This window comes from Bradyrhizobium manausense (assembly GCF_001440035.1).
GTDB classification, from domain to species: Bacteria; Pseudomonadota; Alphaproteobacteria; order Rhizobiales; family Xanthobacteraceae; genus Bradyrhizobium; species Bradyrhizobium manausense.
This window is the reverse complement of record NZ_LJYG01000112.1, coordinates 411,151-433,636: the sequence shown is the minus strand read 5'-3', so window position 1 is coordinate 433,636 and position 22,486 is coordinate 411,151. Positions and strand designations below refer to the sequence as shown.

20 protein-coding genes and 1 pseudogene are annotated in these 22,486 nt (G+C 64.0%); 9 read left to right on the top strand and 12 right to left on the bottom strand.

Annotated elements, in window-relative coordinates; genetic code table 11:
* Positions 1 to 354 precede the first annotated feature (354 nt).
* Entirely contained in the window at positions 355 to 1,113 is a 759-nt protein-coding gene (locus AOQ71_RS38610) for a sulfite exporter TauE/SafE family protein (protein WP_057758476.1), read from the top strand.
* A 21-nt stretch (positions 1,114 to 1,134) separates the two neighbouring features.
* Here the strand turns inward: AOQ71_RS38610 and AOQ71_RS38605 are convergent, their stop codons facing one another.
* On the bottom strand, positions 1,135 to 2,466 hold the full coding sequence (locus AOQ71_RS38605) for an epoxide hydrolase family protein (RefSeq protein ID WP_162268468.1): 1,332 nt from the start codon (positions 2,464 to 2,466) through the stop codon (positions 1,135 to 1,137).
* A gap of 365 nt (positions 2,467 to 2,831) precedes the next feature.
* Here AOQ71_RS38605 and AOQ71_RS38600 point away from each other — a divergent pair, with 365 nt between their 5' ends.
* On the top strand, positions 2,832 to 3,506 hold the full coding sequence (locus AOQ71_RS38600; protein ID WP_057758472.1) for a response regulator transcription factor: 675 nt from the start codon (positions 2,832 to 2,834) through the stop codon (positions 3,504 to 3,506).
* A gap of 118 nt (positions 3,507 to 3,624) precedes the next feature.
* Positions 3,625 to 4,920: a sensor histidine kinase gene (locus AOQ71_RS38595; RefSeq protein WP_057759066.1), complete on the top strand. Its 1,296-nt coding sequence runs from the start codon at positions 3,625 to 3,627 to the stop codon at positions 4,918 to 4,920.
* A gap of 210 nt (positions 4,921 to 5,130) precedes the next feature.
* Here AOQ71_RS38595 and AOQ71_RS38590 read toward each other — a convergent pair whose 3' ends face one another.
* From AOQ71_RS38590 to AOQ71_RS38565, 6 genes are all read right to left on the bottom strand, one after another.
* Positions 5,131 to 6,420 carry a M20/M25/M40 family metallo-hydrolase gene (locus AOQ71_RS38590; protein ID WP_057758470.1) on the bottom strand — a complete coding sequence of 430 codons (1,290 nt, stop codon included), beginning with the start codon at positions 6,418 to 6,420 and terminating at the stop codon, positions 5,131 to 5,133.
* A 366-nt stretch (positions 6,421 to 6,786) separates the two neighbouring features.
* Positions 6,787 to 8,388, bottom strand: a complete 1,602-nt coding sequence (locus AOQ71_RS38585; protein WP_057758468.1) for a TRAP transporter large permease — start codon at positions 8,386 to 8,388, stop codon at positions 6,787 to 6,789.
* A complete protein-coding gene (locus AOQ71_RS38580; RefSeq protein WP_057758465.1) occupies positions 8,385 to 8,924 on the bottom strand; it encodes a TRAP transporter small permease subunit in 540 nt (179 codons plus the stop codon). Before AOQ71_RS38580 ends, AOQ71_RS38585 begins: the two co-directional genes overlap by 4 nt.
* Before the next feature lie 308 nt (positions 8,925 to 9,232).
* A complete protein-coding gene (gene moaA, locus AOQ71_RS38575; RefSeq protein WP_057758463.1) occupies positions 9,233 to 10,267 on the bottom strand; it encodes a GTP 3',8-cyclase MoaA in 1,035 nt (344 codons plus the stop codon).
* Positions 10,268 to 10,389: 122 nt separating this feature from the next.
* A complete protein-coding gene (locus AOQ71_RS38570) occupies positions 10,390 to 10,860 on the bottom strand; it encodes a hypothetical protein (RefSeq protein ID WP_057758461.1) in 471 nt (156 codons plus the stop codon).
* 159 nt (positions 10,861 to 11,019) lie between these two features.
* Complete coding sequence (locus AOQ71_RS38565) at positions 11,020 to 11,709, bottom strand: HAD-IA family hydrolase (protein WP_057758459.1); 690 nt, start codon at positions 11,707 to 11,709, stop codon at positions 11,020 to 11,022.
* A 163-nt stretch (positions 11,710 to 11,872) separates the two neighbouring features.
* Here AOQ71_RS38565 and rpiA point away from each other — a divergent pair, with 163 nt between their 5' ends.
* The 3 genes from rpiA to gor all read left to right on the top strand — a co-directional run bounded on the left by rpiA (position 11,873) and on the right by gor (position 14,628).
* A complete protein-coding gene (rpiA, locus tag AOQ71_RS38560) occupies positions 11,873 to 12,571 on the top strand; it encodes a ribose-5-phosphate isomerase RpiA (RefSeq protein WP_057758457.1) in 699 nt (232 codons plus the stop codon).
* Positions 12,572 to 12,592: 21 nt separating this feature from the next.
* Positions 12,593 to 13,111, top strand: coding sequence for a DUF2059 domain-containing protein (locus AOQ71_RS38555; RefSeq protein WP_057758455.1), 519 nt, complete (start codon positions 12,593 to 12,595; stop codon positions 13,109 to 13,111).
* Between the two features lie 128 nt (positions 13,112 to 13,239).
* Positions 13,240 to 14,628 carry a glutathione-disulfide reductase gene (gene gor, locus AOQ71_RS38550; RefSeq protein ID WP_057758453.1) on the top strand — a complete coding sequence of 463 codons (1,389 nt, stop codon included), beginning with the start codon at positions 13,240 to 13,242 and terminating at the stop codon, positions 14,626 to 14,628.
* A gap of 78 nt (positions 14,629 to 14,706) precedes the next feature.
* Here the strand turns inward: gor and AOQ71_RS38545 are convergent, their stop codons facing one another.
* Positions 14,707 to 15,846, bottom strand: a complete 1,140-nt coding sequence (locus tag AOQ71_RS38545; protein WP_057758451.1) for a hypothetical protein — start codon at positions 15,844 to 15,846, stop codon at positions 14,707 to 14,709.
* A gap of 354 nt (positions 15,847 to 16,200) precedes the next feature.
* Between AOQ71_RS38545 and AOQ71_RS46135 the strand changes: the two genes are divergently transcribed.
* Positions 16,201 to 16,509 (top strand): hypothetical protein, encoded by a 309-nt coding sequence (locus tag AOQ71_RS46135; protein WP_245317371.1) that lies wholly within the window; start codon positions 16,201 to 16,203, stop codon positions 16,507 to 16,509.
* An 11-nt stretch (positions 16,510 to 16,520) separates the two neighbouring features.
* Here AOQ71_RS46135 and AOQ71_RS38535 read toward each other — a convergent pair whose 3' ends face one another.
* The 4 genes and pseudogenes from AOQ71_RS38535 to AOQ71_RS38520 form a co-directional block, all read right to left on the bottom strand.
* Positions 16,521 to 17,750 carry a carboxylate-amine ligase gene (locus AOQ71_RS38535; RefSeq protein ID WP_057758449.1) on the bottom strand — a complete coding sequence of 410 codons (1,230 nt, stop codon included), beginning with the start codon at positions 17,748 to 17,750 and terminating at the stop codon, positions 16,521 to 16,523.
* 163 nt (positions 17,751 to 17,913) lie between these two features.
* Positions 17,914 to 18,542 (bottom strand): annotated as a pseudogene (locus tag AOQ71_RS38530) (FMN-binding negative transcriptional regulator).
* A gap of 108 nt (positions 18,543 to 18,650) precedes the next feature.
* Complete coding sequence (locus AOQ71_RS38525; protein WP_083514790.1) at positions 18,651 to 19,241, bottom strand: redoxin domain-containing protein; 591 nt, start codon at positions 19,239 to 19,241, stop codon at positions 18,651 to 18,653.
* A gap of 16 nt (positions 19,242 to 19,257) precedes the next feature.
* A complete protein-coding gene (locus tag AOQ71_RS38520; RefSeq protein WP_057758443.1) occupies positions 19,258 to 21,009 on the bottom strand; it encodes an MOSC and FAD-binding oxidoreductase domain-containing protein in 1,752 nt (583 codons plus the stop codon).
* Between the two features lie 173 nt (positions 21,010 to 21,182).
* On the opposite strand from AOQ71_RS38520, the gene AOQ71_RS38515 reads away from it, so the two are divergent.
* Positions 21,183 to 21,563 (top strand): nuclear transport factor 2 family protein, encoded by a 381-nt coding sequence (locus AOQ71_RS38515; protein WP_057758441.1) that lies wholly within the window; start codon positions 21,183 to 21,185, stop codon positions 21,561 to 21,563.
* Between the two features lie 394 nt (positions 21,564 to 21,957).
* Entirely contained in the window at positions 21,958 to 22,413 is a 456-nt protein-coding gene (locus tag AOQ71_RS38510) for a TerB family tellurite resistance protein (protein ID WP_057758439.1), read from the top strand.
* The last annotated feature ends 73 nt before the right edge of the window (positions 22,414 to 22,486 follow it).

Sequence of the window (22,486 nt, the reverse complement as noted above, 5' to 3'; positions counted from 1 at the left end):
CGGCGCGCCCAGGGGGCACGATGACATTGCCGTGAGATCGGGCCTCCTCCCCAGGTTTCAACGGGAGTTACAATAGGTTCGTGCGCCTGATTGTATTGCACCGAGGGCAATGTAATTATTGTCCTGAGATATGGGTCGGATCATATTAAGGGCAATCATCGGATTGCACCGGGCTTTACCGGGAGTACGGAGCCACGACCATGCACCCCAGTTATTTCGACCTGTTTCTCGCCTTCATCGGATTGTCGTTCGGCGTGCCTTCGGCGCTGCCGCGCCTGTTTTTCCGGAATGAGGACATACCGCGCCGGAAGGCTTCATAGAGCAGTGGATTGTCAGGTGGCCCCGGAGAGTTGCATGGATCTGACGCTCACCACCATCCTCATCGCCTTCTCAGGCGTATTCCTGATCTGCTTCATGAAGGGCGCATTCGGCGGCGGCTTTTCCATCGTCGGCATTCCGCTGCTGTCCTTTGTGATGGACCCGGTGACCGCCGGCGGCCTGCTCGCGCCGCTCTTCATCGCAATGGACCTGTTCGCGCTGCGCTACTGGAAGCCGTCGACCTGGTCGAAGCCGGATCTGGTGCTGCTATTGCCCGGGCTCGTGATCGGCATCGGTCTTGGCTATCTCTTGTTTCGCGTTCTGGACCACCGTGCCGTCGCGATCGTGATGGCGGTCGTGACGTTGATTTTCGTCGGCCTATGGTTCTTTGGCGACGCGAAGGTGACCATTCGCCCGCGCTCGACGCCGAAGGCGGTGGCTGCCGGTCTCGCCTCGGGTATCACGACCATGGTCGCGCATTCCGGCGGACCACCGCTGGCGATGTATCTGTTGCCGCTCGGCCTCACCAAGGAGGTCTATGCCGGAACGACCAGCCTGTTCTTCACCGTCGGCAATGCCACCAAGGCGGTGCCATGGCTGCTGCTGACGCGTCCCAGCGGCAACGAATGGATCGTGATGGCGATCTGTCTTCTCGCCATTCCCGCCGGGGTCTGGCTTGGCTGGCGCCTGCACGGGCGGCTGGACCAGCAGCAGGTCTTCCGCGCTTGCTACGGGCTGCTGGTCGTCACGGCGCTGAAGCTGCTGTGGGACGGCGTGTCCGGCTATCTCGCCTGAGCGGCCGCACCGTCGTAGCGGTCAGGTTGAACTGCGCAGCGGCCGGAAGGCGTCGCGAATCTCGCGGCTGAAAATCGCGGGCTGCTCCCATGCCGCAAAGTGCCCGCCGGCCTCGGCCTGATGGAAGTAGATCAGCTTGTGATAGGCCCGCTCGGCCCAGCTCTTCGGCGCCACAAAGCTCTCGCCGGGGAACGCCGTCACGGCGGCCGCGATGGTGACATTGGCCGGCAGATAGAGATTGGTCTTGTTCTCCCAATAGAGGCGCGCCGAGGAGATCGCGGTGTTGGTCAGCCAGTACAGCGAGATGTTGTCGAGCACGTCGTCGCGCGTTAGCGCTCCCGCCGAATGCCCGTTGACGGTACGCCCTGCGACGGCCGAGGCGATCGCCGCGGCCGGCTGGGCGTAGCCGTCGCCGTGATCGAGCAGCCAGGCGGCAAGGCCGGCAGGGGAGTCGGCAAGGCCCGACAGCGTCTGCGGCCGCGTGCCCATGATCTGCGCATAGGCGCGTCGCATCGTGAACTGAATCTTGAGCTGGGCGAAGACGTGCTTCTCCTCGTCGGTAAGGTCGGCCGGTGCAGGGTCGCCCGAGGCCACGGCCTTGAAAATCTCCGGCGGCACGACGCCGGGCAGGTTGACGTGAATGCCGATCAGTTCCGGCGCGCCGAGCTTGGCCATCTCATTCGTAACAGGCGAGCCCCAGTCGCCGCCCTGCGCGACGAACCTGCTGTAGCCGAGCCGCTTCATCAGCACGACCCAGGCCCGCGCGATGCGCTGCGGATCCCAGCCCGTTGTGGTCGGCTTGCCCGAAAATCCATAGCCGGGCATCGAGGGGATGACGAGATCAAAGGCGTCGTCGGCGCCGCCGCCATGCGCCGTCGGATTGGTCAGGGGATCGATGATCTTGAGCTGCTCGATCACCGACCCGGGCCAGCCATGCGTCACGATCATCGGCAGCGCGTTCGGATGCTTCGAGCGGATGTGCAGGAAATGAATGTCGAGGCCGTCGATCTCGGTCAGAAATTGCGGCAACACGTTGAGCCGCGCCTCGACCTTTCGCCAGTCGTAGTCGGTCTGCCAATAGCGGATGAGCGCCTGTTGCGTGGCCTGAGGCACGCCTTGCGAGTCGTCGTCGACGGTCTCCTTGTCGGGCCAGCGGGTGATGGCGAGACGGTGTCGGAGATCGGTGAGCGCCTTGTCGGTGATATTGATCTTGAAGGGGCGGATCGCGTCCTTCGTTGCGGCTGGTGCCGGGCGGGCCGGAAGCAGGGTTGCGACGCCGGCCGCCATGATGCCGGTAGTGGCCGTGTTGAGGAGGTTGCGCCTATCGTGGTCGATGGCTCCGTTGCTGGACATCGCCGCCGTAGCGGCGGCCTGCGGTCTGATGAACGTCCTCATGGAACCCCTCCTTTGCCTGGGATGTGCCTTGGGATGTGCCTTGGGATGTGCCTTGGGATGTGCCTTGGGATGTACTTTGGCGTTTCGTCCCGGATCATCCCGCCAAGCGCGGGACGCGCCTGTTATGAGTTGTGAGAGGTCGTTAGCCTTTGTTGCGTCGGCGTCTTTCGGGCGGCGTCCCGCCGTTCCAGGCCGCTAAAGATGCGCCCGGAAGAACGCCCGACCGCATCATTTTTCGCTGGCCCAATCCGCTGAATGGTGGAACAGATCGGCAATCGCCGCGTGCGCGCGGTTCGGGAATGCCGGAAGCTTGAGTTTACTGCATGCGCCTTCTGATCGTCGAGGATAATGTCGAGCTGTCGCGGCTCGTTGCCAGCGGGCTGGCAGCGGCCGGCTATGAGAGCGATATCGTCGGCAGCACGGAGGAGGCGCGTGAAGCGGTGCACAACGTGGCCTACGCCGCGATGATCCTGGACCTCGGCCTGCCCGACGGCGACGGCCTAATGGTGCTGCGCGAGCTGCGTCGGCAGATGGAGCCGCTGCCGGTGCTGGTGCTGACCGCGCGCGGCGGCTTGCAGGATCGCGTCAACGGCCTGCGCAGCGGCGCGGACGACTATCTGGCCAAGCCGTTCGCGATGGAGGAGCTGGTGGCGCGGCTGGAAGCGATCCTGCGCCGTCCGGGGCAATTGCTCGGCCGGTCGTTGCGGCTTGCCAATCTCGTCTACGACACCGAGAGCCGCCAGATCTTCGTCGACGACAAGCCGCGGATCATCTCCTCGCGCGAAACCTCCGTGCTGGAGATCTTGCTGCGCCGGCAGGGCCGGGTGGTGCCGAAGAAGAATGTCGAGGATCACATCTTCGGGCTCGAGGGCGAGGTCGCCTCCAATGCGGTCGAGGTCTATGTCTCCCGGTTGCGCAAGCAGCTCACTGAACACGGCGCCAAGGTCGTGATCCACACGATCCGTGGCGTCGGCTACATGATGGCCGAGGAGAAATAGCGTGGCCTGGGGCGGATTCCAGATCGGGTCCAGGACTGGAGACAGGACCGGAGACAGGACCGGAGACAGGGCCGGATACAAGACCGGATCCAGACTCCGGGCCCCGTCGTTCAAATCGCTGATCTCGCGCATCGTGTTCCTGCACATCATCGCGGTCGCGGTGGTGGCGATCTTCCTGCCGCTGGTGCTGTTCTGGCTGTTGAACTCCGAGATCGACCAGCTGCATCGGGCGGCGATGCGGGCCCAGGCCGAGACGCTCGCCGAGCGCATCTCAGTCCAGCCCGACGGCAAGATCACGTTCAATCTGCCCGATAGCCTGCGCGGTCTCTATTCGGAAGCCTATGGCCGCTACCAGTACGATATCCGCGATGTCGACGGCCGCCTGCTGTTCTCGTCCCACAAGAAGACCGGAGATGCGCGGTCGGACACGGTCTCGGGTGCGGAAGTCACGCAGACGATCGACGGCACCACCGTTCGCATCAGGGTAGGGGAAGATTTGTCCCATCGCGACGTCATCACCGACGACATCGTGTCCAACTTCTTCCGCCGGGTCGGCTGGATCACCATTCCCATTCTTCTGATCCTGCTCGCCATCGACATCTTCATCTTCCGCCGCGCCATTGCGCCGCTCTGGAAGGCCTCGGAAGAAGCCAGCAATATCGGCCCTGCTCGCACCGACGTCCGTCTGCCGACGGAGCAGATTCCGCGCGAGATCATGCCGCTCGTCACCGCGGTGAACCAGGCGCTCGATCGCCTCGAGGACGGCTTTCGCCTGCAGCGCCAGTTCACCGCCGACGCGGCCCATCAGTTGCGCACGCCGCTCGCGATCCTGCGCACGCGGGTCGAGACGCTCGGTAACAATGCGGTGCGGCAGGCGCTGCATGACGACATCGAGGGCATGAGCCGGATCGTCGCCCAGCTGCTGGAGATCGCCGAGCTCGACACCTTGGTGCTCGATCCCGGCGAGACCGCCGATCTGCGCGCCGTCTGCGCCGAGGTGGTCGGCGCGATCGCGCCCCTTGCGATTGCACAGCACAAGGACATCGCGCTCAAGGGCGCCGAGGCGCCCGTGCTGATCCACGGCAATTCCGAGATGCTCCAGCGCGCGGTCTTCAACCTCGCCGAAAACGCCATCAAGTTCACCGCGAAGGAGACGTCGGTCGACGTCGAGGTCGGCGACGACGGTTCGGTGCGGGTGCGCGATTGCGGCCCCGGCGTCACCGAGGCCGAACGCGAGCTGATCTTCCAGCGCTTCTGGCGCAGGGATCGCCAGCGCAGCGACGGTGCGGGCCTCGGCCTCTCGATCGTGCGGGGCGTCGCCGACGATCATGCCGCAACGGTTGCGGTGGACAATCTCCCCGGCGGCGGCGCCGAGTTCACGCTGCGCTTCAGGCTGGCGGAGCAGGGGGCTTAGCCCTCTTCCCTTGCTTTCAGGAATCGGACGGTGGGCAAAGGCGCACTTGCGCCGTGCCCATCATCTCTAACCGGATTTTGCAGTACGTGGGCAGGCTTCCGCCTTCGCTCTTCGAGCTACGGCGGACAAGTCGCTTTGCCCACCCTACGCTATCTGCGCTCGTGGAGAGAACCACTTCTCCCACAAGGGGAGAAGGAAGAACGCTGAGCGCTATTTCACCTTGCCGGCCGACAGATCCATGATCATGCGCGTGGTGAGGTACAGGCGCGGCACGATGGTGTCGAGCTTCACATATTCGGCGTCATTGGAATGCGCGCCGAAGCCTGACAACCCCATGCCTTCGACCACGGCGCCCTTGGTCTTGAGCGCGGCAAAGGCGGCATCGGTGCCGCCGCCGGTCGCCTTCTCGGCAACGTTCATGGATAGTCCGAGCTCTTGATAGATCGTCCTGGCGTAGGCCGCCACGCGGCGCGAGGCGTCGTTGGCCTCGAGCGGCGGGCGCCGCACTTCGAATTTCAGCTCGACCTTGGAGTCCGGCAGCAGGCGATTCCTGATCTTCTCCTGCAGAGTCTTCTCCAGCTCGTCGAAATCGGAAACCTTCAGCGCGCGCGCATCGGCCTGCGCGGTGGCTTCGGCCGGGATCACGTTGCGGTTGGTGCCGGCTTTCGCGACGGTCCAGTTCAGCTTCAGGCCCTGCTCGGGCTTGGACAGATCCTTCATCTGCAGCACCTGGTGCGAGAGCTCGTAGAGCGCGTTGATGCCGCCCTCGGGGCGGGAACCGGCATGCGACGACTTGCCTGTCACCGTCAGATAGGCCGAGCCGATGCCGCTGGTGGCGAGCCGCACCGAGCCGTCGGTGCCGCCGCCTTCGAACGAGAACACCACGTCCTGATCGGAAGCGAACCTGGTGATGGTGCTGCGCCAGCCGGGCGAGGAAATCTCCTCGTCGCTGTTGGTGAGCACGGTGAGCGTGCCGTAATCCTTGAAGTTCAGCTTCTGCAGCATCGCGACGGTATGGAGAATGAGCGCGACGCCCTGCTTGTCATCGGCAATGCCGAGGCCATAGGCCTTGTCGCCGTCGATGCGGAACGGCTGGTCCTTCAGCATGCCCCGCAGATACACCGTGTCCATGTGGGCGATCAGCATGATCTTCCTGGTGCCGCTGCCCTTGAAGGTGGCGTGCACGGCAGGCCCGATCTTCTCGGGCGTGTCATCGAGCCGATAGATGTCGGTGGGTTGCAGGATCTCCACCTCGCCGCCGATCTGCCTGAGCTGGTCGGCGACGCGGCCTGCGATCACATTGAGGCCTTCGACATCCCCGCTGCCGGTTTCGATGTTGACGAGATCGCGCAGCGTATCGAGCAGCGGCTGCCGCTCCTTCTGCGCCAGCCCGTGGATGTCGGCCATCGGTTCGGCATGCGCGATGGTTGCGGCGCAGGCGAGCCAGAGCGAGGCGAGCAGCGGACTGACAAAGGAGAGAGCAGGGCGCGATCGGGGCATACGCGGCATTCCCAAGTTGGAGGAACGTCCGGTATGCCCGTGTTTGCCACGCGTGTCACGCGGGTCGGTCTGTTAGCCCTGCGGCAGAGGGTGGCTCGCCGCGATAGCGGCGAGACGGGTGAGGGGGTCTATCCGCGAATCCGGAATCGTAGGGTGGGCAAAGGCGCACTTGCGCCGTGCCCACCATCTCTAACCCAAGTTTGCAGTGCGTGGGCACGCTTCGCTTTGCCCACCCTACGATATCTGCCCTCGTGGAGAGAACCCCTCATCCGGCGCCACAGCCGAAGCTTCGCTTCGGCGTTTGTTAAGAACGGCGGCCGAAGGCCGCCTATGCCACTTTCTCCCACAAAGGGAGAAGGAAGAAGGCTACTTCTGCGGTGGTCCCAGATCCAACGGTGGCAGGTCGATCTGCGGCACCTCGATCTTGACCTTGTCGAGATCGACACTGACGGGCTTGTCGAGCAGGCCCGTCACCGTGATCGGGAACGCGATCACGATCAGCACCATGATCATCTGCAGGCCGATCCAGGGCATCGCGCCCCAATAGATGTCGGAGCTCTTCACTTCCTTCGGCGCGACGCCGCGCAGGTAGAACAGCGCGAAGCCGAACGGCGGATGCAGGAACGAGGTCTGCATGTTGACGCAGAGCATGACGCCGAACCAGATCAGCGCAGGTCCGTCGCCGACGACGGGCCCCAGGATCTTCTGCGCGATCGGCGCGATCATCGGCAGGATGATGAAGGCGATCTCGAAGAAGTCGAGGAAAAACGCCAGGAAGAAGATGAAGAGGTTGATGAAGATCAGGAAGCCCCAGACGCCGCCGGGCAGCGAGGTCAGCATGTGCTCGAGCCAGACGCCGCCGGAGACGCCGAGAAACACCACCGAGAAGCAGGTCGAGCCGATCAGGATGAAGGTGACCATGCAGGTGATGCGCATGGTGGTCTCGTAGCCCTGCTTGATCAGGTCGCGCAGGTCGGGGATGCGCGCGGCCTGGACGCAGATCCAGGCGACCGCGAGATAGGTGATGGCGAACGCGATCTTGAAGATCACGTTCTCGGTGAACAACATCGCGATGATGGTGCCGATGCCGGCAGCAACCACGCCTATGATCAGCACCTTGCGGTCGGTCGAGGTGAAATCCTTGTGGTGGATCGCGGCGAGCACGATGGCACCGACCGCGCCCATGGCGCCGGCTTCGGTCGGCGTCGCAAGGCCCATCATCATGGTGCCGAGCACGACGAAGATCAGCACGGCCGAGGGGATGATGCCCATCAGGCACTTCTTCCACAGCGCCCAGCCGGTCAGCGTGCGTGCTTCCTTCGGCACCGGCGGAACGTGCTCGGGCTTGATCAGGCCGAGGATGAAGGTGTAGCCGGCAAACAGCAGGATCTGGAACACCGAGGGGCCCCAGGCGCCGAGATACATGTCGCCGACCGACTTGCCGAGCTGGTCGGCGAGCACGATCAGCACCAGCGAGGGCGGCACCAGCTGCGTGATGGTGCCGGAGGCCGCCAGCACGCCGGTGATGTAGCGCATGTTGTAGCCGTAGCGGATCATCACCGGCATCGAGATCAGCGCCATGGCGATGACCTGCGCCGCCACCGTGCCGGTGATGGCGCCGAGGATGAAGCCGACGATGATGACGGAATAGCCGAGGCCGCCTCTGATAGGGCCGAACAGCTGGCCCATCGAGTCCAGCATGTCCTCGGCGAGGCCGCATCTCTCCAATATGGCGCCCATGAAGGTGAAGAACGGGATCGCGAGCAGCAGCTCGTTGGAGAGCACGCTGCCGAACACGCGGCCCGGGATCGCCTGCAGGAAGTTGAGGTCGAAGAATCCGAGATGGATGGCGAGGAAGCCGAAGGAGAGGCCGACCGCGGCAAGCGTGAACGCGACGGGGAAGCCGAGCAGCATCGCCAGAACCAGGCCGCCGAACATCAACGGCGGCATCATCTCCAGCGTAATCATTGGGTCGGCCTCTCGTACTTGGCGTCGATCGTCACATAGCCCTGGAGAGCCGCGATACGCTTGATGACTTCGGAAACACCCTGCAGCGCCAGCATCACGAAGCCGGCGGGGATCACGAACTTGATGGGCCAGCGGACCAGGCCGCCGGCATTGCCCGACATCTCGCCGACGTCATAGGCCTGCATGAAGAACGGCCACGACAGATAGGCGAGCAGGAGGCAGGAAGGGATCAGGAAGAACAGCGTGCCGATCAGGTCGAGCCAGAGCTGGCCGCGCTCGGACAGCATCAGATAGAGGATCTCGACCCGCACATGCTCGTTGCGCTTGAAGGTGTAGGACGCGCCGAACATCACCAGGATCGCGAACATGTACCATTGCAGCTCCAGCCAGCCGTTGGACGAGTAGCTGAACGCGTAGCGGATCATGGCATTGGCCGCGCTGACCAGGCATGCGAAGAGCACGAGCAGGTTACAGACGTACCCAATCTTCTCATTGAGGGCGTCGATGGCGTTACTCATCGCCAGCAATGGACGCATTTTACCTTCTCTCCGTCGCGGCCTAACACTTCACGGGAGGCTTCAGCACGCAACGCCCGGCCGGCGTGCAAAAGCACGCGACCGCACGGATCGCAGACCGAAAGCGATTGCGGCGTCAGTCCCTCGTGCCTTGCTGTCTTGACCGCGACCGCCAAAGGGGCGGGCCGGCTTATGGCTGCCGGGCAAGCAAAGGCGGTCGCACCAAATCAGCGGCGTTCGGTGCCGTCAATCGGAAAATGGGCAAATTGACGCCCGCTCAAAAGCTTAAGATCGCAAAAGCTTAAGGCAACCGCGCCGGCGGCGAATTCTCAGCCGCCGGTGACGCTCATATGCCTGGAGACGCTGGGGCGGTCGTGGCGGCGGTCGATAATGAAATCGTGGCCCTTGGGCTTCAGCCCGATGGCGCGGTCGATCGCATCCGCTAGCAGGATGTCGTCGCTGGAGGCGCGCAACGGCTTGCGCAAGTCCGAGGCATCCTCGTGGCCGAGGCAGGTGTGCAGCGTGCCGGTGCAGGTGATGCGCACCCGGTTGCAGGATTCACAGAAATTGTGGGTCATCGGCGTGATGAAGCCGAGCTTGCCGCCGGTCTCGGCGACGCTGACATAGCGCGCCGGCCCGCCGGTGCTCTCGGCCAGATCCGTCAGCGTGAATTGCTGGGCAAGCCGCGCGCGCACCAGCGAGAGCGGCAGATATTGGTCGATGCGGCCCGCGCCGATCTCGCCCATCGGCATCACCTCGATCAGGGTCAGGCCCATACCCTTGCCATGGGCCCAGCGCATCAGGTCGGGCAGCTCGTCCTCGTTGAGGTTCTTCAGCGCCACTGCGTTGATCTTCACGGCAAGGCCCGCAGCGCGCGCGGCCTCGATGCCTTCCAGCACCTTGTCGATCTCGCCCCAGCGCGTGATCTCGCGAAATTTCCGGGGATCGAGCGTATCGAGCGAGACGTTGATGCGGCGGACGCCGCAACCGGCAAGCTCCTGCGCATATTTTGCCAGTTGCGTGCCGTTGGTGGTCAGCGTGAGCTCGCCCAGCGCGCCGCTCGCAAGGTGCCGCGACAGCGAGCGCACCAGCGACATCACGTTGCGCCGGACCAGCGGTTCGCCGCCGGTGAGCCGCAGCTTTTTCACGCCCTTGGCGATGAAGGCGGAACAGAGCCGGTCGAGTTCCTCGAGCGTTAGGAGGTCCGCCTTGGGCAGGAACGTCATGTCTTCCGACATGCAATAGAAGCAGCGCAAATCGCAGCGATCGGTGACGGAGACGCGTAAGTAGGAAATGGTGCGACCGAACGGATCGGTCATCGGGCTCGACAGCGCGGCGAGGGGACTCGCAGTGGATCCGTTCATACCAAATGCCTTGCCAAATGCCTTGTCACTGACGGCGACGGGCGCACCGCTGCTTCAAGCGATGCTCAGCGGCCAATCTAAGCATGGTATGCCACAAGGACAATCGTGCAGCGCACGGAAGATCAGCGCTTGCCCGCGTTCGGATCGGGGAACGCCGTGCCGGCTGCGGGCGCTGCAGCATCGGCGGGCGCGGCTGCGACCGGTTTCGGCGTCTTCGGCCGGTGCGGCTTCTTCTTCACGGGCTTCAGCGGCACTGCAGGCTGAAGTTCCGCGAATACCGGATTCGGGTCGGTGGCCACAGTCGCAGAGGTGGTGAGATCGCCGGGAGTCTTGATCACGTTCACCGGCACGGTGGTCGGCTGATATTTGGGCAGCGCGTAGGTGACCGTGAACGGCGCCTCAGGGGCAGGAATCGACACGGAGCAGGGGGTCTTGCAGCCTCCGCCCAGCGAGGTCGTCGCATCGGCCCCGGGGGGATTTGATTCCAGCCGGACCTGAAGGGTCGGCGGCGCCGATTTGAACATGTCCCAAGACATCGAGGAGCAGCCACCGAGGCTCGCTCCCGCTAACGCAATCGCGATGACACGACGCATGACCCATCCACTTCTACTGCGACGAACCGCCACATAACCCCGCGCGGACCTTAGGGGCGTCGTTCCGGGCAAGCAACCGGCGGACAATGCATAGTTAATAGATGGTTAACGCGGGGTTCCGCCGGGATAATCGAGCTATCTCAGGAGCTTGCCGGACGGCTAGGCGGTCATCAGGCTGCGGGCGGCAGCCGGCAGATCGCGCATGTGATGGATCAGCCGGTCCGGCTTCAGCTCGGCGATGGGCACGTCCGTATAGCCGAAGCTGACCCCGATGACGGGCACTCCGGCGCGCCGGGCCACGCCGACGTCGGTTCCGGCATCCCCCACCATGATACTGGCTCTGATCTCACCGCCCGCCCGCGCCACCGTCTGGCGAAAAATGGTCGGATCCGGCTTCTGGACGCCGAACGTATCCGCCCCGCAGATCGCCGCGAAGCGGCGGCTCAGATCGAGCTGGTCCAAAAGCCGCTTCGACAGCCATTCCAGCTTGTTGGTGCAGACCGCAAGCCGATGGCCCTGTGCGGCGAACAGGTCGAGCGCGTCAAGCAGCCCCTCGAAGGGGCGGGATTCGATCGCAATATGGTCGGCGTAATAGGCGATGAAATCGGCCGTCATGCGGTCCATGTCGCCAGGCGTGACCGTCCGCCCCTCCGCCTCCAGGCCCCGCTCGATCAGCTTGCGGGCGCCGGCGCCGATCATATTCCGGGCCGAGGCCATCGGCACCGGCGGCAGGCCTTCACGGTCGAGCACGTAGTTCAGGGCGGTGATCAGGTCTGGCGCCGTATCCACAAGCGTGCCGTCGAGATCGAACACGAGGGTGTAGGGGCCGATCTTGTCTTTGGAGGTCATGCAAAAAGCGCTATCGGTCCGCCCGGGCCGACGCAAGGGGCAGGGCCGTAAGATCAGCCTATAGGCCTGTTCCGGGCCCTGTTCTCGGGGAGAAAACGAGGCTACATAGGCCGCCGCAAGCGGCTACCGGCGGCACACCTGATTTCGAGAGGCGGGCGCAGACGTGAACATGGACCAGTTGAAGCGGCAGGCCGCGGCGCGCGCCCTGGACGAGGTGCGTGACGGGATGCAGCTCGGGCTCGGGACCGGCTCGACGGCCAAGCATTTCATCGAGCTGCTGGGAGAGCGCGTTGCCGCCGGGCTCAATGTGATCGGTGTGCCGACCTCGGAAGCGACCCGCGCGGATGCGGAGCGCTGTGGCGTGCCGTTGACCACGCTCGACGAGATCGACCACCTCGACCTCACCGTCGACGGCGCCGACGAGATCGATCCGCAGCTTAATCTGATCAAGGGCGGCGGTGGGGCATTGCTGCGCGAGAAGATCGTGGCGGCCGCTTCGGATCGCATGATCGTCATTGCCGATGATACCAAGTGGGTGCCGACGCTCGGTCGCTTTCCGCTGCCGGTCGAGGTGATCCCGTTTGGCCTCGGGGCGACCCGCCGCGCCATCGAGAAGGCATTTGCGCAATGCGGCGTTTCCGGGCAAATGGCGGTCCGCAAGGCCAAAGATGGCCACGTTTTCGTCACCGATGGCGGCCACTGGATCGTCGATGCCCAGCTCGGGCGTATTGCCGATCCGGCGAGCCTCGCCAAGGCGCTGAGCGCGATCCCCGGCGTGGTCGAGCATGGGTTGTTCATCGGCTTGGCCAGCTCGGCTGTTTTGGCGGGTGGCGACGGAATCCGCGTGATTGAACGGCGATAAGCCGCCAAAAGGAGACTAGGAATGAAGAGCGTTTTGAAGATCGTGCCCGCCGCGTGCCTCGCCTTCGCGCTGGCGCTGGGGGCCGTACCCGCGACCGCGCAACAGCAGCAGCCGGCCCCATTGACTCCGGCGGCCATTGCCGCAGCAAAGGAGATTTTGACGCTGAAGAATGCCAGCGCGATGTACGCCGGCGCGGTGCCCGGCATGGTCGAGAAGGTCAAGGCCACGCTGATCGGGCAGAACCTCAACTACCAGAAGGACCTCAACGAGCTCGCCCCCGTTATCGCCAAGCAGCTGGCCGGCCGCGAGCAGGAGATCGGCGACGGCATGGTGGGGGTCTATGCCGGCATGTTCACCGAGCAGGAGCTCAAGGATCTCGTCACCTTCTACAGGTCGCCGCTCGGCCAGAAGCTGCTCACCGCCGAACCCAAGGCCATCAACCTCAGCATGCAGGTCATGAACGAGTGGGCGCAGCACTTCTCGGAAGTCGTCGCCAGCGCCTTCCGGGCCGAGATGAAGAAGCGTGGCAAGGATATCTGACCGTACCTATCTGATCGGGAATCCCTAAAGCGCGGCATCGCGCTTTAGGTTGTTGTTTGAGCATGATCCTTTCGGAAAACCGCTTCACACTTTTCCGGATCATGCTCTGAAAGGGGTCGGAGTGGACAATGGCTGAATTCGACGTCGACCTCTTTGTCATCGGTGGCGGTTCGGGCGGCGTGCGTGCCGCCCGCATCGCGGCCGGGTACGGCGCTCGCGTGATGATCGCGGAAGAGTACCGTATGGGCGGCACCTGCGTGATCCGCGGCTGCGTGCCGAAGAAGCTGTTCGTGATCGGCTCGCACTTTCGTCACGAACTCGAGGATGCCGCCGGTTTCGGCTGGACCGTTCCGCCCGCGAGCTTCGACTGGCCGACCTTGATCGCCAACAAGGACAAGGAGATCGCGCGGCTGGAGGCGGCCTACACGGCCAATGTCGAGAAGTCGGGCGCGCAAGTGGTCAAAAGCCGTGCTGTCATCGAGGACAAGCACACCGTCCGCCTGCTCGCGGACGACAAGAAGATCACTGCGAAATACATTCTGATCGCCACCGGCGGTGCGCCCAATCATGGCGTCGCGATCCCCGGCATCGAGCATGTGATCTCGTCCAACGAGGCGTTTCATCTGAAGAAGCTGCCGAAGCGGATCGTGATCCAGGGCGGCGGCTACATCGCGCTGGAATTCGCCGGCATCTTTGCCGGCTTCGGCTCCGACGTCACCGTGATCTATCGCGGCGACAACATTCTGCGTGGCTTCGACGAAGACGTGCGTGCCCATGTCCGCAGCGAAATGGAAAAGCAGGGCATCACCATTCTCACCGGCTGCACGGTGACGAAGGTCGATCGGCACGGCGAGGAATTCACCACGCATCTGTCGAACGGCTCGAGCATCGCTTCCGACCAGGTCATGTTCGCGATCGGCCGCCATCCCAACGTCGCCAATCTTGGCCTCGAGAACGCCGGCGTCGCCATCAATCCGAGGAACGGCGGCATCGCGGTCGATCATTTCTCCAAGAGCTCGGTCGACAGCATCTATGCGATCGGCGACGTCACCCATCGCTTCAACCTGACGCCGGTCGCGATCCGCGAAGGCCATGCCTTCGCCGACACCGTGTTCGGCAAGCGCGAGGTGCAGGTCGATCATTCCAACATCCCGACGGCGGTGTTCTCGCAGCCGGAGGTCGGCACGGTCGGCCTGACCGAAACCGAGGCGCGCGCGCAGTTCAGCCACGTCGACATCTACAAGACGACGTTCCGCCCGATCAAGGCGACGATGTCGGGCCGCGACACCCGCGTGCTGATGAAGCTCGTGGTCGACGGTTCGACCGATCGCGTGCTCGGCTGTCACATCGTCGGCGATGGCGCCGCCGAGGTGACGCAAGCCGTCGCGATCGCGGTGAAGATGAAGGCGACGAAAGCCGATTTCGACGCGACCATCGCGCTGCATCCGACCGCGGCAGAGGAGCTCGTGACCATGCGTACGCCGATCGCGCGCCACGTGCGCCAGGCGGCGGAGTAGGGGCGTCTGGTTCACCTCTCCTTGCGGGAGAGGTGAAGAACCCGACCACCCACCGGACTTGCCAAATACGGCATGCGCTCAGCCGTATAAATATCCGACCGGCTTGCCTTCGGTGCGCAGCGGTCGAATGTCCTTGTGCGTGATGATCTGGCCGGCGAGACCGTCGATCTCGTCGCGCTGCGTCGGTGTCCAGCTGCGAAGATCGTTGATGCCCTTGAGCAGGCCGAGCCGCAGCACCTGGGTGTTTTCGCCAAGGCCGACGAGGCTGATCGAGTCCTTGCCCGCCGTCACAACATCGCCAGCAGAGAGTTCAAAGCTCTCGCCGGACTTCCTCTTGAATTCGGCGGTGCCGCGAATGACGCGATAGATCGCGACCTCGCCCTTGGCAAAGCACGTCGCGTCCGCGGCGGCCGACGTGCTCTTCGGCAACAGCGCGTGCCCACGCGGGTCGGTTGCGATGACGTGGCCGGTGACCAGATGGCCGCTCGGAATCTCGATGCCGATGTCGCGCACGTAAACCTGCAGGGCCGATTTGACCGAACCGTCGGTGAGCGGCTTGTAGAGCGCATCCAGCGCGAGGGGATCCTGCAGCCAGAAGCCGGCATCGGCGGGACGGTCATGCAGCGGGTGGCTCCAGGCCACGCGCGGCGTTTCGTCTTCGTTGATCTGGTCCGGTCCGACGATGGTCGGGTTCGGGAAGGTCGTTGGATCGGTGATGAAGGCCTCGAGGAATTTGCCGGAATAGCCCATCGAGATCGGATCGGGCACCACCGTCTGCGGCGTCTTCAGATTCTCTTCGGTCGAAAGGCCCGACCAGGTATAGAACAGCTGGCGATGCACGATGGCGCTTTGCAGCATCACCGCGCCGGGGCCGACATTGTACCAGCGCCCGTCATAGTCGAAGGTGAACGCACCGGAGGTCACCAGCACGAGCTGAAAGCCGCCGGGCGGCAGATGCAGATGGAAGTCGGTGGGGCCGGTGTCGGGACGATAGATCGGCAAATTGGTCGCGACCTCGTGGAGCAGGAAGGTCTCGTTGTTGGCGTGAAAGCCCTCGTTGGCTCTGTTGTAGAGCGCTTGCGGCCGATAGGTCGCTTCGAACTTGGCATTCTTGTCGCGATCGATCGCAACGAAGTCTTGCGTGTTGAGGCGGAGCGGCGCGCCGTTCGGATGGGTGAGGCCTGATGTCTTGAGATCGCCCGCAGCATGCACGTTCATGACGTTCTCCGCTCTGCGCCATTGCCAAGCCTTGCAACGTCATTGCGAATTTTGGGCCAGTTGATTTGCGCAGCAGCAAGCGCGCCCGGCGCCACCGTGCGGCGAGCCCGTTCAGCAAGAAATCCGGTGGCTGCACGGGAGGTTAGATCGGCAGCTGAGGTCGAACGCAGGGCGCTCCTCACGAGCCCTGCGATTTCCGGATAGCGGGTGACTTGTCTAATTTGTCGGCAAGCATCTCAGTGCACGTGCAGTGGCGCCGTCGGCGGATCGCGCGTGACACCGCAACTGGTCGCGGCGGTGATTGACATCTTGTTCATGTTTTGTTCTTATGCTTTGACCGAGAGGGAGGCAGCCATGGACAACCGCATCAACGACATCCGCAAGACCATCAGAGCGCTTCGCGTCAGCATGCGCGAGGCTGAGGCGATCATGCACGAGCAGATCAACCGCGATGAGAACTGCAGCTTCGTGGCGCAGGAAGTCATCAAGATGCGCTCGGTCATGAGCCTGCTGGTGAAGGAGCGGACCGCGCTGGGCGATTTCGAGCCGATCGTCGTGAGCAGCTTCTTCATTCCGCGGCGCAGGTCTGCGCGAAAGCTGGCTGCTGCACAGGCGCCGACCATCCAGTCGGTCTTCCGTCCACGCCTCGTGGCGCGGGCTTGAGGCGAAGGGCGCTATGAGGGCGCTTGAGCACGACGCCCGATCGGTGCATTTGTCCCTGATATCGTCGAAGTCGCGATCCATCGTGACACGGCTGCGATGTCGTCGCCGGCGTCGCGATAGGCGCGAAGCTGGAATTCAGCCGAGCTGCCACGGTCAACAATGGTGCGGCAGTGCGCGATTTCGGCGGAGCATCCCAGGGCGTCCGCATCCTCAGTGGTGTCGTCGATGATTCGCGACAGCATCTCCGAGATCGTCACCGGACCGTCCCTTGATGCAAAGATGCAATCCGTGCCGTAGCGCTGGGCGCGCCATTTGTTCTCGACCGCAATGGCGCGTTCGACCGCGGTGACCTGCTTCGACAGATGCGGCCGCAGATAGAGATGCCGCGTCAGGCAGCGATACAGCGAAGCGATGGCGACGGCGTCGTCGACGAAGGTGCAGGTGTCGGGCGCGCGAAGCTCCAGTGTCGGATGCTTCATCGATGGCCGCATCGCCCACCAGATGTGGCTCTCGTCGGGGATCACGCCCGAGCGCTGCAATGCGCCGACATAGTCGTCGTAGTCGCGCTTGCTCTCGAACAACTCGGGCAGGCCGGTGCGCGGCAGCTCGGAATAGGCCGCGAGCCGGTAGCCCTTCAGTCCCGTCTTATGCGAATTCCAGAACGGCGAGGACGCCGCGAGCGCGATGAACAGCGGCAGATGTGGCAGCATGGCCTGCATCACCGCCATCCGCTTCTCGGGATCCGGCAGTTGAACATGGACATGCATGCCGCACATCAGGTTGCGATGGCCGATGCTGCGCAGATCCTCGATCATGTCCGCATAGCGCGGCTTCGGGCTCGGCTGCGACATGCGCCACACTGCCGTGGGGTGCGTGCCGCAGGCCATGATGGCAAAGCCATATTGTGCGGCAACGTTGGCGACCTCGCGGCGCAGGAATCTCAGCTCTTCCCGGGCGTCATTGACGTCGACGTGAACATTGGTGGCGACCTCGAGCTGGGATTGCAGCATCTCGCGCATGGCCTGGCCGCCGGTCGACCAGTTCGCCGATTCGAACAGCTCGTTCGGAGTCCGGATCGCGACCTCGAGGGTGCGACGATCGGCGAGGAAATACTCCTCCTCGATGCCGAAGGAATAGTCGGCCGCCTTGCCACGCGCGCCGGCGGAGCGAATGACGAGATGCTGCTTGTCGTCGGAGGAATCGAGGCGCAGCAATTTCAAAACATCCGAAGCAATTGTCATCCGTGCCACCGGCGATGGTACTACCTGCGGGCGATAATCCGCCGGATGGGGAGCCGGTTCCGCATTGGAGCCGCTGGAAATTGCAAGGCCGAGCGGAACCATTTTCGCAGCTTCGGCTGCGGCGCGATCAATGGATGCTCGGGCTCGTGACGTAAGGCGCCGCTTAGGTCGGAAGCGGGATCAGAGGCGCGACTTCGCGATCAACATGGTTGTCGCTCGCCGCAAGACCTTGCGCGACGCCGATGCGATCGGCCTCCGGCCGGTTCTGGCTCATCTTGCGCTTGCCTTCGAACCGCGCCACGGGGATGCGCACGCCGACGATCCCGCGCAGCTGCGCGGCGATGAAATCGGCAGGCGCGTCACTGACCGCCCACGGCTTTGCACGCGCGCCTTCTTGCTTGCGCGTCAGCCGTGTCACGACCTCGAGCAGGCGCTCCGGCTCCTGGAAGAATTCCACCGGGCCGTAGGCATGCACGGCCACGTAGTTCCAGGTCGGTACGACCTTCCCGGTCTCCTGCTTGGTCGCGTACCAGGACGGCGTCACATAGGCGTCGGGACCTGAGAAGATCGCGAGCGCATCGCCGATCGGCGGCAGCTTCCATTGCGGATTGGCCTTTGCGACATGCCCGTACAGCACGCCGCGCTCACCTTCGGCCTCGTCCAGGAGGAGCGGCAACGGGGTCGCGACCGGACCATCGTGGTCGCCGTGACGAGGCTTGCAAGGCGCGCGGCGCGAATGGTTGCGCGGATGCTCTCGATGTCGTCGTCCCTGAACGCCGGGGGGATGTACATGGCGGGTCTCCGTTCCTGACACGGAGATAGCCGGAATCCGGCGAGTCATAAACCGCCGGTTCTCAATGATTTCATCGGGCCGGATCGGCAATCGCCTGCGTTTTCCCCCTATTCGCCGAGCGTTTCGGCGTAAGTCTTGCCGTAGGGATAAAAGTGCTCCTTGCGGCCCTGGTCCCACTGCGCCCTGAACCCGGGCGCGGTGATGTCCCAATCCGGTCGGCAGCTCATGCTGACGGCTCTGAGATCCCCGCGAAGCTCTTCGACGGTCGGGCGACCGAAGAACCAGTAGCCGTTATAAATCTTGTGAATACGCAAGCCGGGCGCCAGCACGATGACATGGGGAATCATCGGATTGTGGACGGGATCGGTGTATTCGGCGATGTCGAGGTCCTTCTGCACGATCCGCCTGGGATCGGACAGGAAAGGCCAGTGGGCTCCGGCGCCGGTTCGGTATTCGTTGGTCTGGATGATGGTATCGGTGGTGATGGTGACGAGCCGGCAATAGCCGACCTCCATCTCGCGATGGAGCTGCAGCAGACCTTCGGTCTGGCGACGGTCCTTCGGACAGAAGCCGCCGCGGCCAAGCACGACGATCATGGGATCGGTGCCCTGCAGTTCCGAGAGCTTGCGGTGCTTGCCGGTGTGGTCGCTGAGCTCGTAGTCGGGGAAGGTCGCTCCTGGCATCATGTCGGGTCGCATGAGGCTCTCCTGTGTCTTAGAGATCGATCACGATGTCGCTGTGTGGCCGGGCGCAGCAGATCAGCACGTTTCCGTCCGCCGGCGCGTCGAGCGGATCGGGCTGATAGCTGACGTCACCGGCACTGAGGCCGCTCTCGCAGTTGTGGCACACTCCCGTCCGGCATGACCAGCGCACGGGGATGTCGCAGGCCTCGGCCAGCTCGAGCAGGCTGGCATAGGACGGCGCCCAGCGGACATTGAGGCCGCTACGGGCAAAGGTCACCATGGGCCCGGGACCCGCCGCTCCCTCCGGCACATGCGGGGGCGTCTTCTTCGTCGACGTCACGATGCCCGGCGTCAGCGACGGCCCGGCGCCAAACAACTCGGTGTGGATACGATCGGGCGCCACGCCCGACGCGCGGAGCCCCGAGGTGAGGTCGCTCATGAAGGGGCGCGGTCCGCACAGATAGAAGTCGGCGTCTCCTGGCAAATCAAGTTGCCGGAGCAGGGCAGCATCCAGATGTCCGACTCTGTCGAAATCGATTTCCAGCCGATCGCCGGGATCGGGCCTGCTGTAGCAGATATGCCTATGATGGTGGGGAAGTCTGGTCAGGAGTTCGCGCACCTCGACCGCGAAGGCATGCTCGCGGCCGTTGCGGGCACCATGCAGCCACCAGACATCTCGTTGCGATGGTTCTGCTGCGAGCGCGTGAAGCATCGCTAGCACCGGCGTCACGCCAATGCCGGCACTCAGCAGGACGACGGGTTGCGTGTCTTGTCGTAGCGTAAAGCTGCCGCGGGGCGCACCGAGTTGCACGACGTCGCCGGGCCGGAGCTGGTCGGCGACGTAGGTGCTGGCGATGCCGTGCGGCTCCCGTTTGATGCTGAGTCGGTAGGACGCCGCATCAGCCTGGCTCGATAGCGAATAGCTGCGGGTCATTGCCGCCGTGTCGGGAGGCCCGAACCTGATGATGACGAACTGACCGGGCAGGGCGGCGGCCCCGGCGTGTCCATCCGCAGGTTCGAGGACCAACGACGTCACGTCGTTGGTTTCGACGATCTTGCGCTCGACGCGGAACGGCCGGAATCCGCGCCATGCCGGAGGCGGGCCCGCCGCCGGGCCGAGCCCGGCATTGCCGGCTGGCGCATTCTGGCCAAGCAGGGCCTCGAAGGAATGACGCCAGCCGCGGCTCAGCGCCGGAATCCTCAGCGCGCGTTCGAGCCGGTCGCGCGGGTGAGGGGGCAGGTAAAGCAGCGCATTGATCTCTGCCACGCTCATGCTTTCAGGCCCGCGCGCGACCTGAATGATCTCGTCGCCGGCCCCGACGTCACCTTCCTCGATCACGCGAAAATAGAAACCGGGCCGGCCGTGCTTGACCAGCAGTGCGGCCATGTCGGGCTCCTGCATGCGAATGCCGAGCCGGTAGCACGTGACGCGCGGCTGGGTCACTTCGAACAGGGCAGAGCCGATCCTGTAGCGATCTCCGATGCAGACGTCGGTATCGGCGAGGCCTTCGACCGTGAAGTTCTCGCCGAATTGACCAGGGACGAGGTTCGAGCGCCCCAGGTGACTTTGCCAGTAGCGATAGGATGCGTCCTGATAGACGTACACCGCGCGCTGTTCGCCGCCGTGACCCGCGGTATCTCCCTGGCCATCGCCATCGATGTTGAGCTGCCGCACCGTGCGCCGGCCTTCGATGGGAGCCTTCCAGATGCCGGTATGGACCGTCCTGCCTTGCCAGGCGACGTCGCGCGGCAGGCCGACATTGACGGACAGCAATCGTGCCATTTCTGTCTCCGGCGCCGCGCGTCGACCCGGCGGATTCCGGATCGAGGCAATATCAATCTGCACCCAGATCGTGGCTTTGGCGCGTTAGGCGTTGTTAGACTTTGCTAGAGGGTCTTGCCGCCGCCCGCCTGCACGCTGATTTAAAGCGGGAAGCGACAAGGCGGGAGATCGCGATGGATGACCTGGCCACACGCGCGGCGCTGCAGCGTCATTGGGACGCTTCGGACGCAAACGATTTCGAGGCCGAGCATGACATCTATCGCGACGATGCCGTGCTCGACTATCCGCAGTCCGGCGAACGCATCCGCGGACGCCGGAACATTCAGCAGAGCCGTTTCATGCAGCCGAACAAGAAGCGCTTTACGGTGCGGCGGATCGTCGGCGGCGGCGATTTCTGGGTGAGCGAGTTCGTCCTGACCTATGACGGCGTGCCATCCTACGTCGTCAGCATCATGGAACTCCGTGACGGATTGGTGGCGCACGAAACGCAATATTTCGGCGACCGGTTCGATCCGTCACCATCGCGCGCGCATCTCGTGGAGCATGTGGGGTGACGCGCGAACACTCGGCTGTCATTCCCCGCGCAGGCGGGGGATCCAGTACGCCGCGGCTTATCGGCTGATCACTGCTGTCACAGAATACTGAATCGCCCGCCTACGCGGGCGAGGACGGCGAGGAATATGGCAACATGGAACCTCGCTGCGGCGGCTCGCCGCACGTCGGCCGGCTTGATTCCCTCCACCTCGTCTTTATCTCTCGAGCGAACAAGAATCCGGGCCCCTCTGGCGAGGACGCTGACCCTCTCAGCAAAACCTCGCGATGTCGGATGACCTGTCCCCGCGCGAATGCGATGGATCGGCCGATTGTCGGGCCTTCTTGAGCTCTCTCCGACCTCATCGTCCCCATCGCAAGCTCCGCGCGGCCATTTCGCAAGCACTGGGAGCGACGATGTCTGACGCCAACGACACCAATTCCATCGAAGCCGAGATCACCGAGCCGTCGCGCTTCAACGAGCAGGCTGCAGTGGCGCTGGTGATATCAGGCGCGCTCGTTGCCGTCGCCGATCGCCGCGTGTCACCGGTCGAGCGCGACGAGGTGATCCGCTTCATCAGGGAGCGCGGTCTGGCGCCGCTCATCAGTGATGATCGCTTGTCGTCCATGTTCGACGAGCTCGCCGCACGGCTCGAGGAGCCTGACTTCGCCAATGTCGTCATCGACACACTGCGTCCGGTCTCGGATCTGCCGCTGTCGTCCCATCTCATCGAGCTGTCGGAGCGTGTCGCGGCGGCGGACGAAGACGTGCATCCGCACGAGGTGCAGGCGATCAAGTTGTTGCGCCTGCTGACGCTGGTGCTGCCGCGCGCCAAGCCGGTCGGAGCGGCCAGCACCGCCGCGAAGGGGTGATCGATGAGCACAGCTTCGCACGAACAGAGGACGAAATCCGGGGGCGCCAGCGGCAGACCTGCCGGCGGCGACC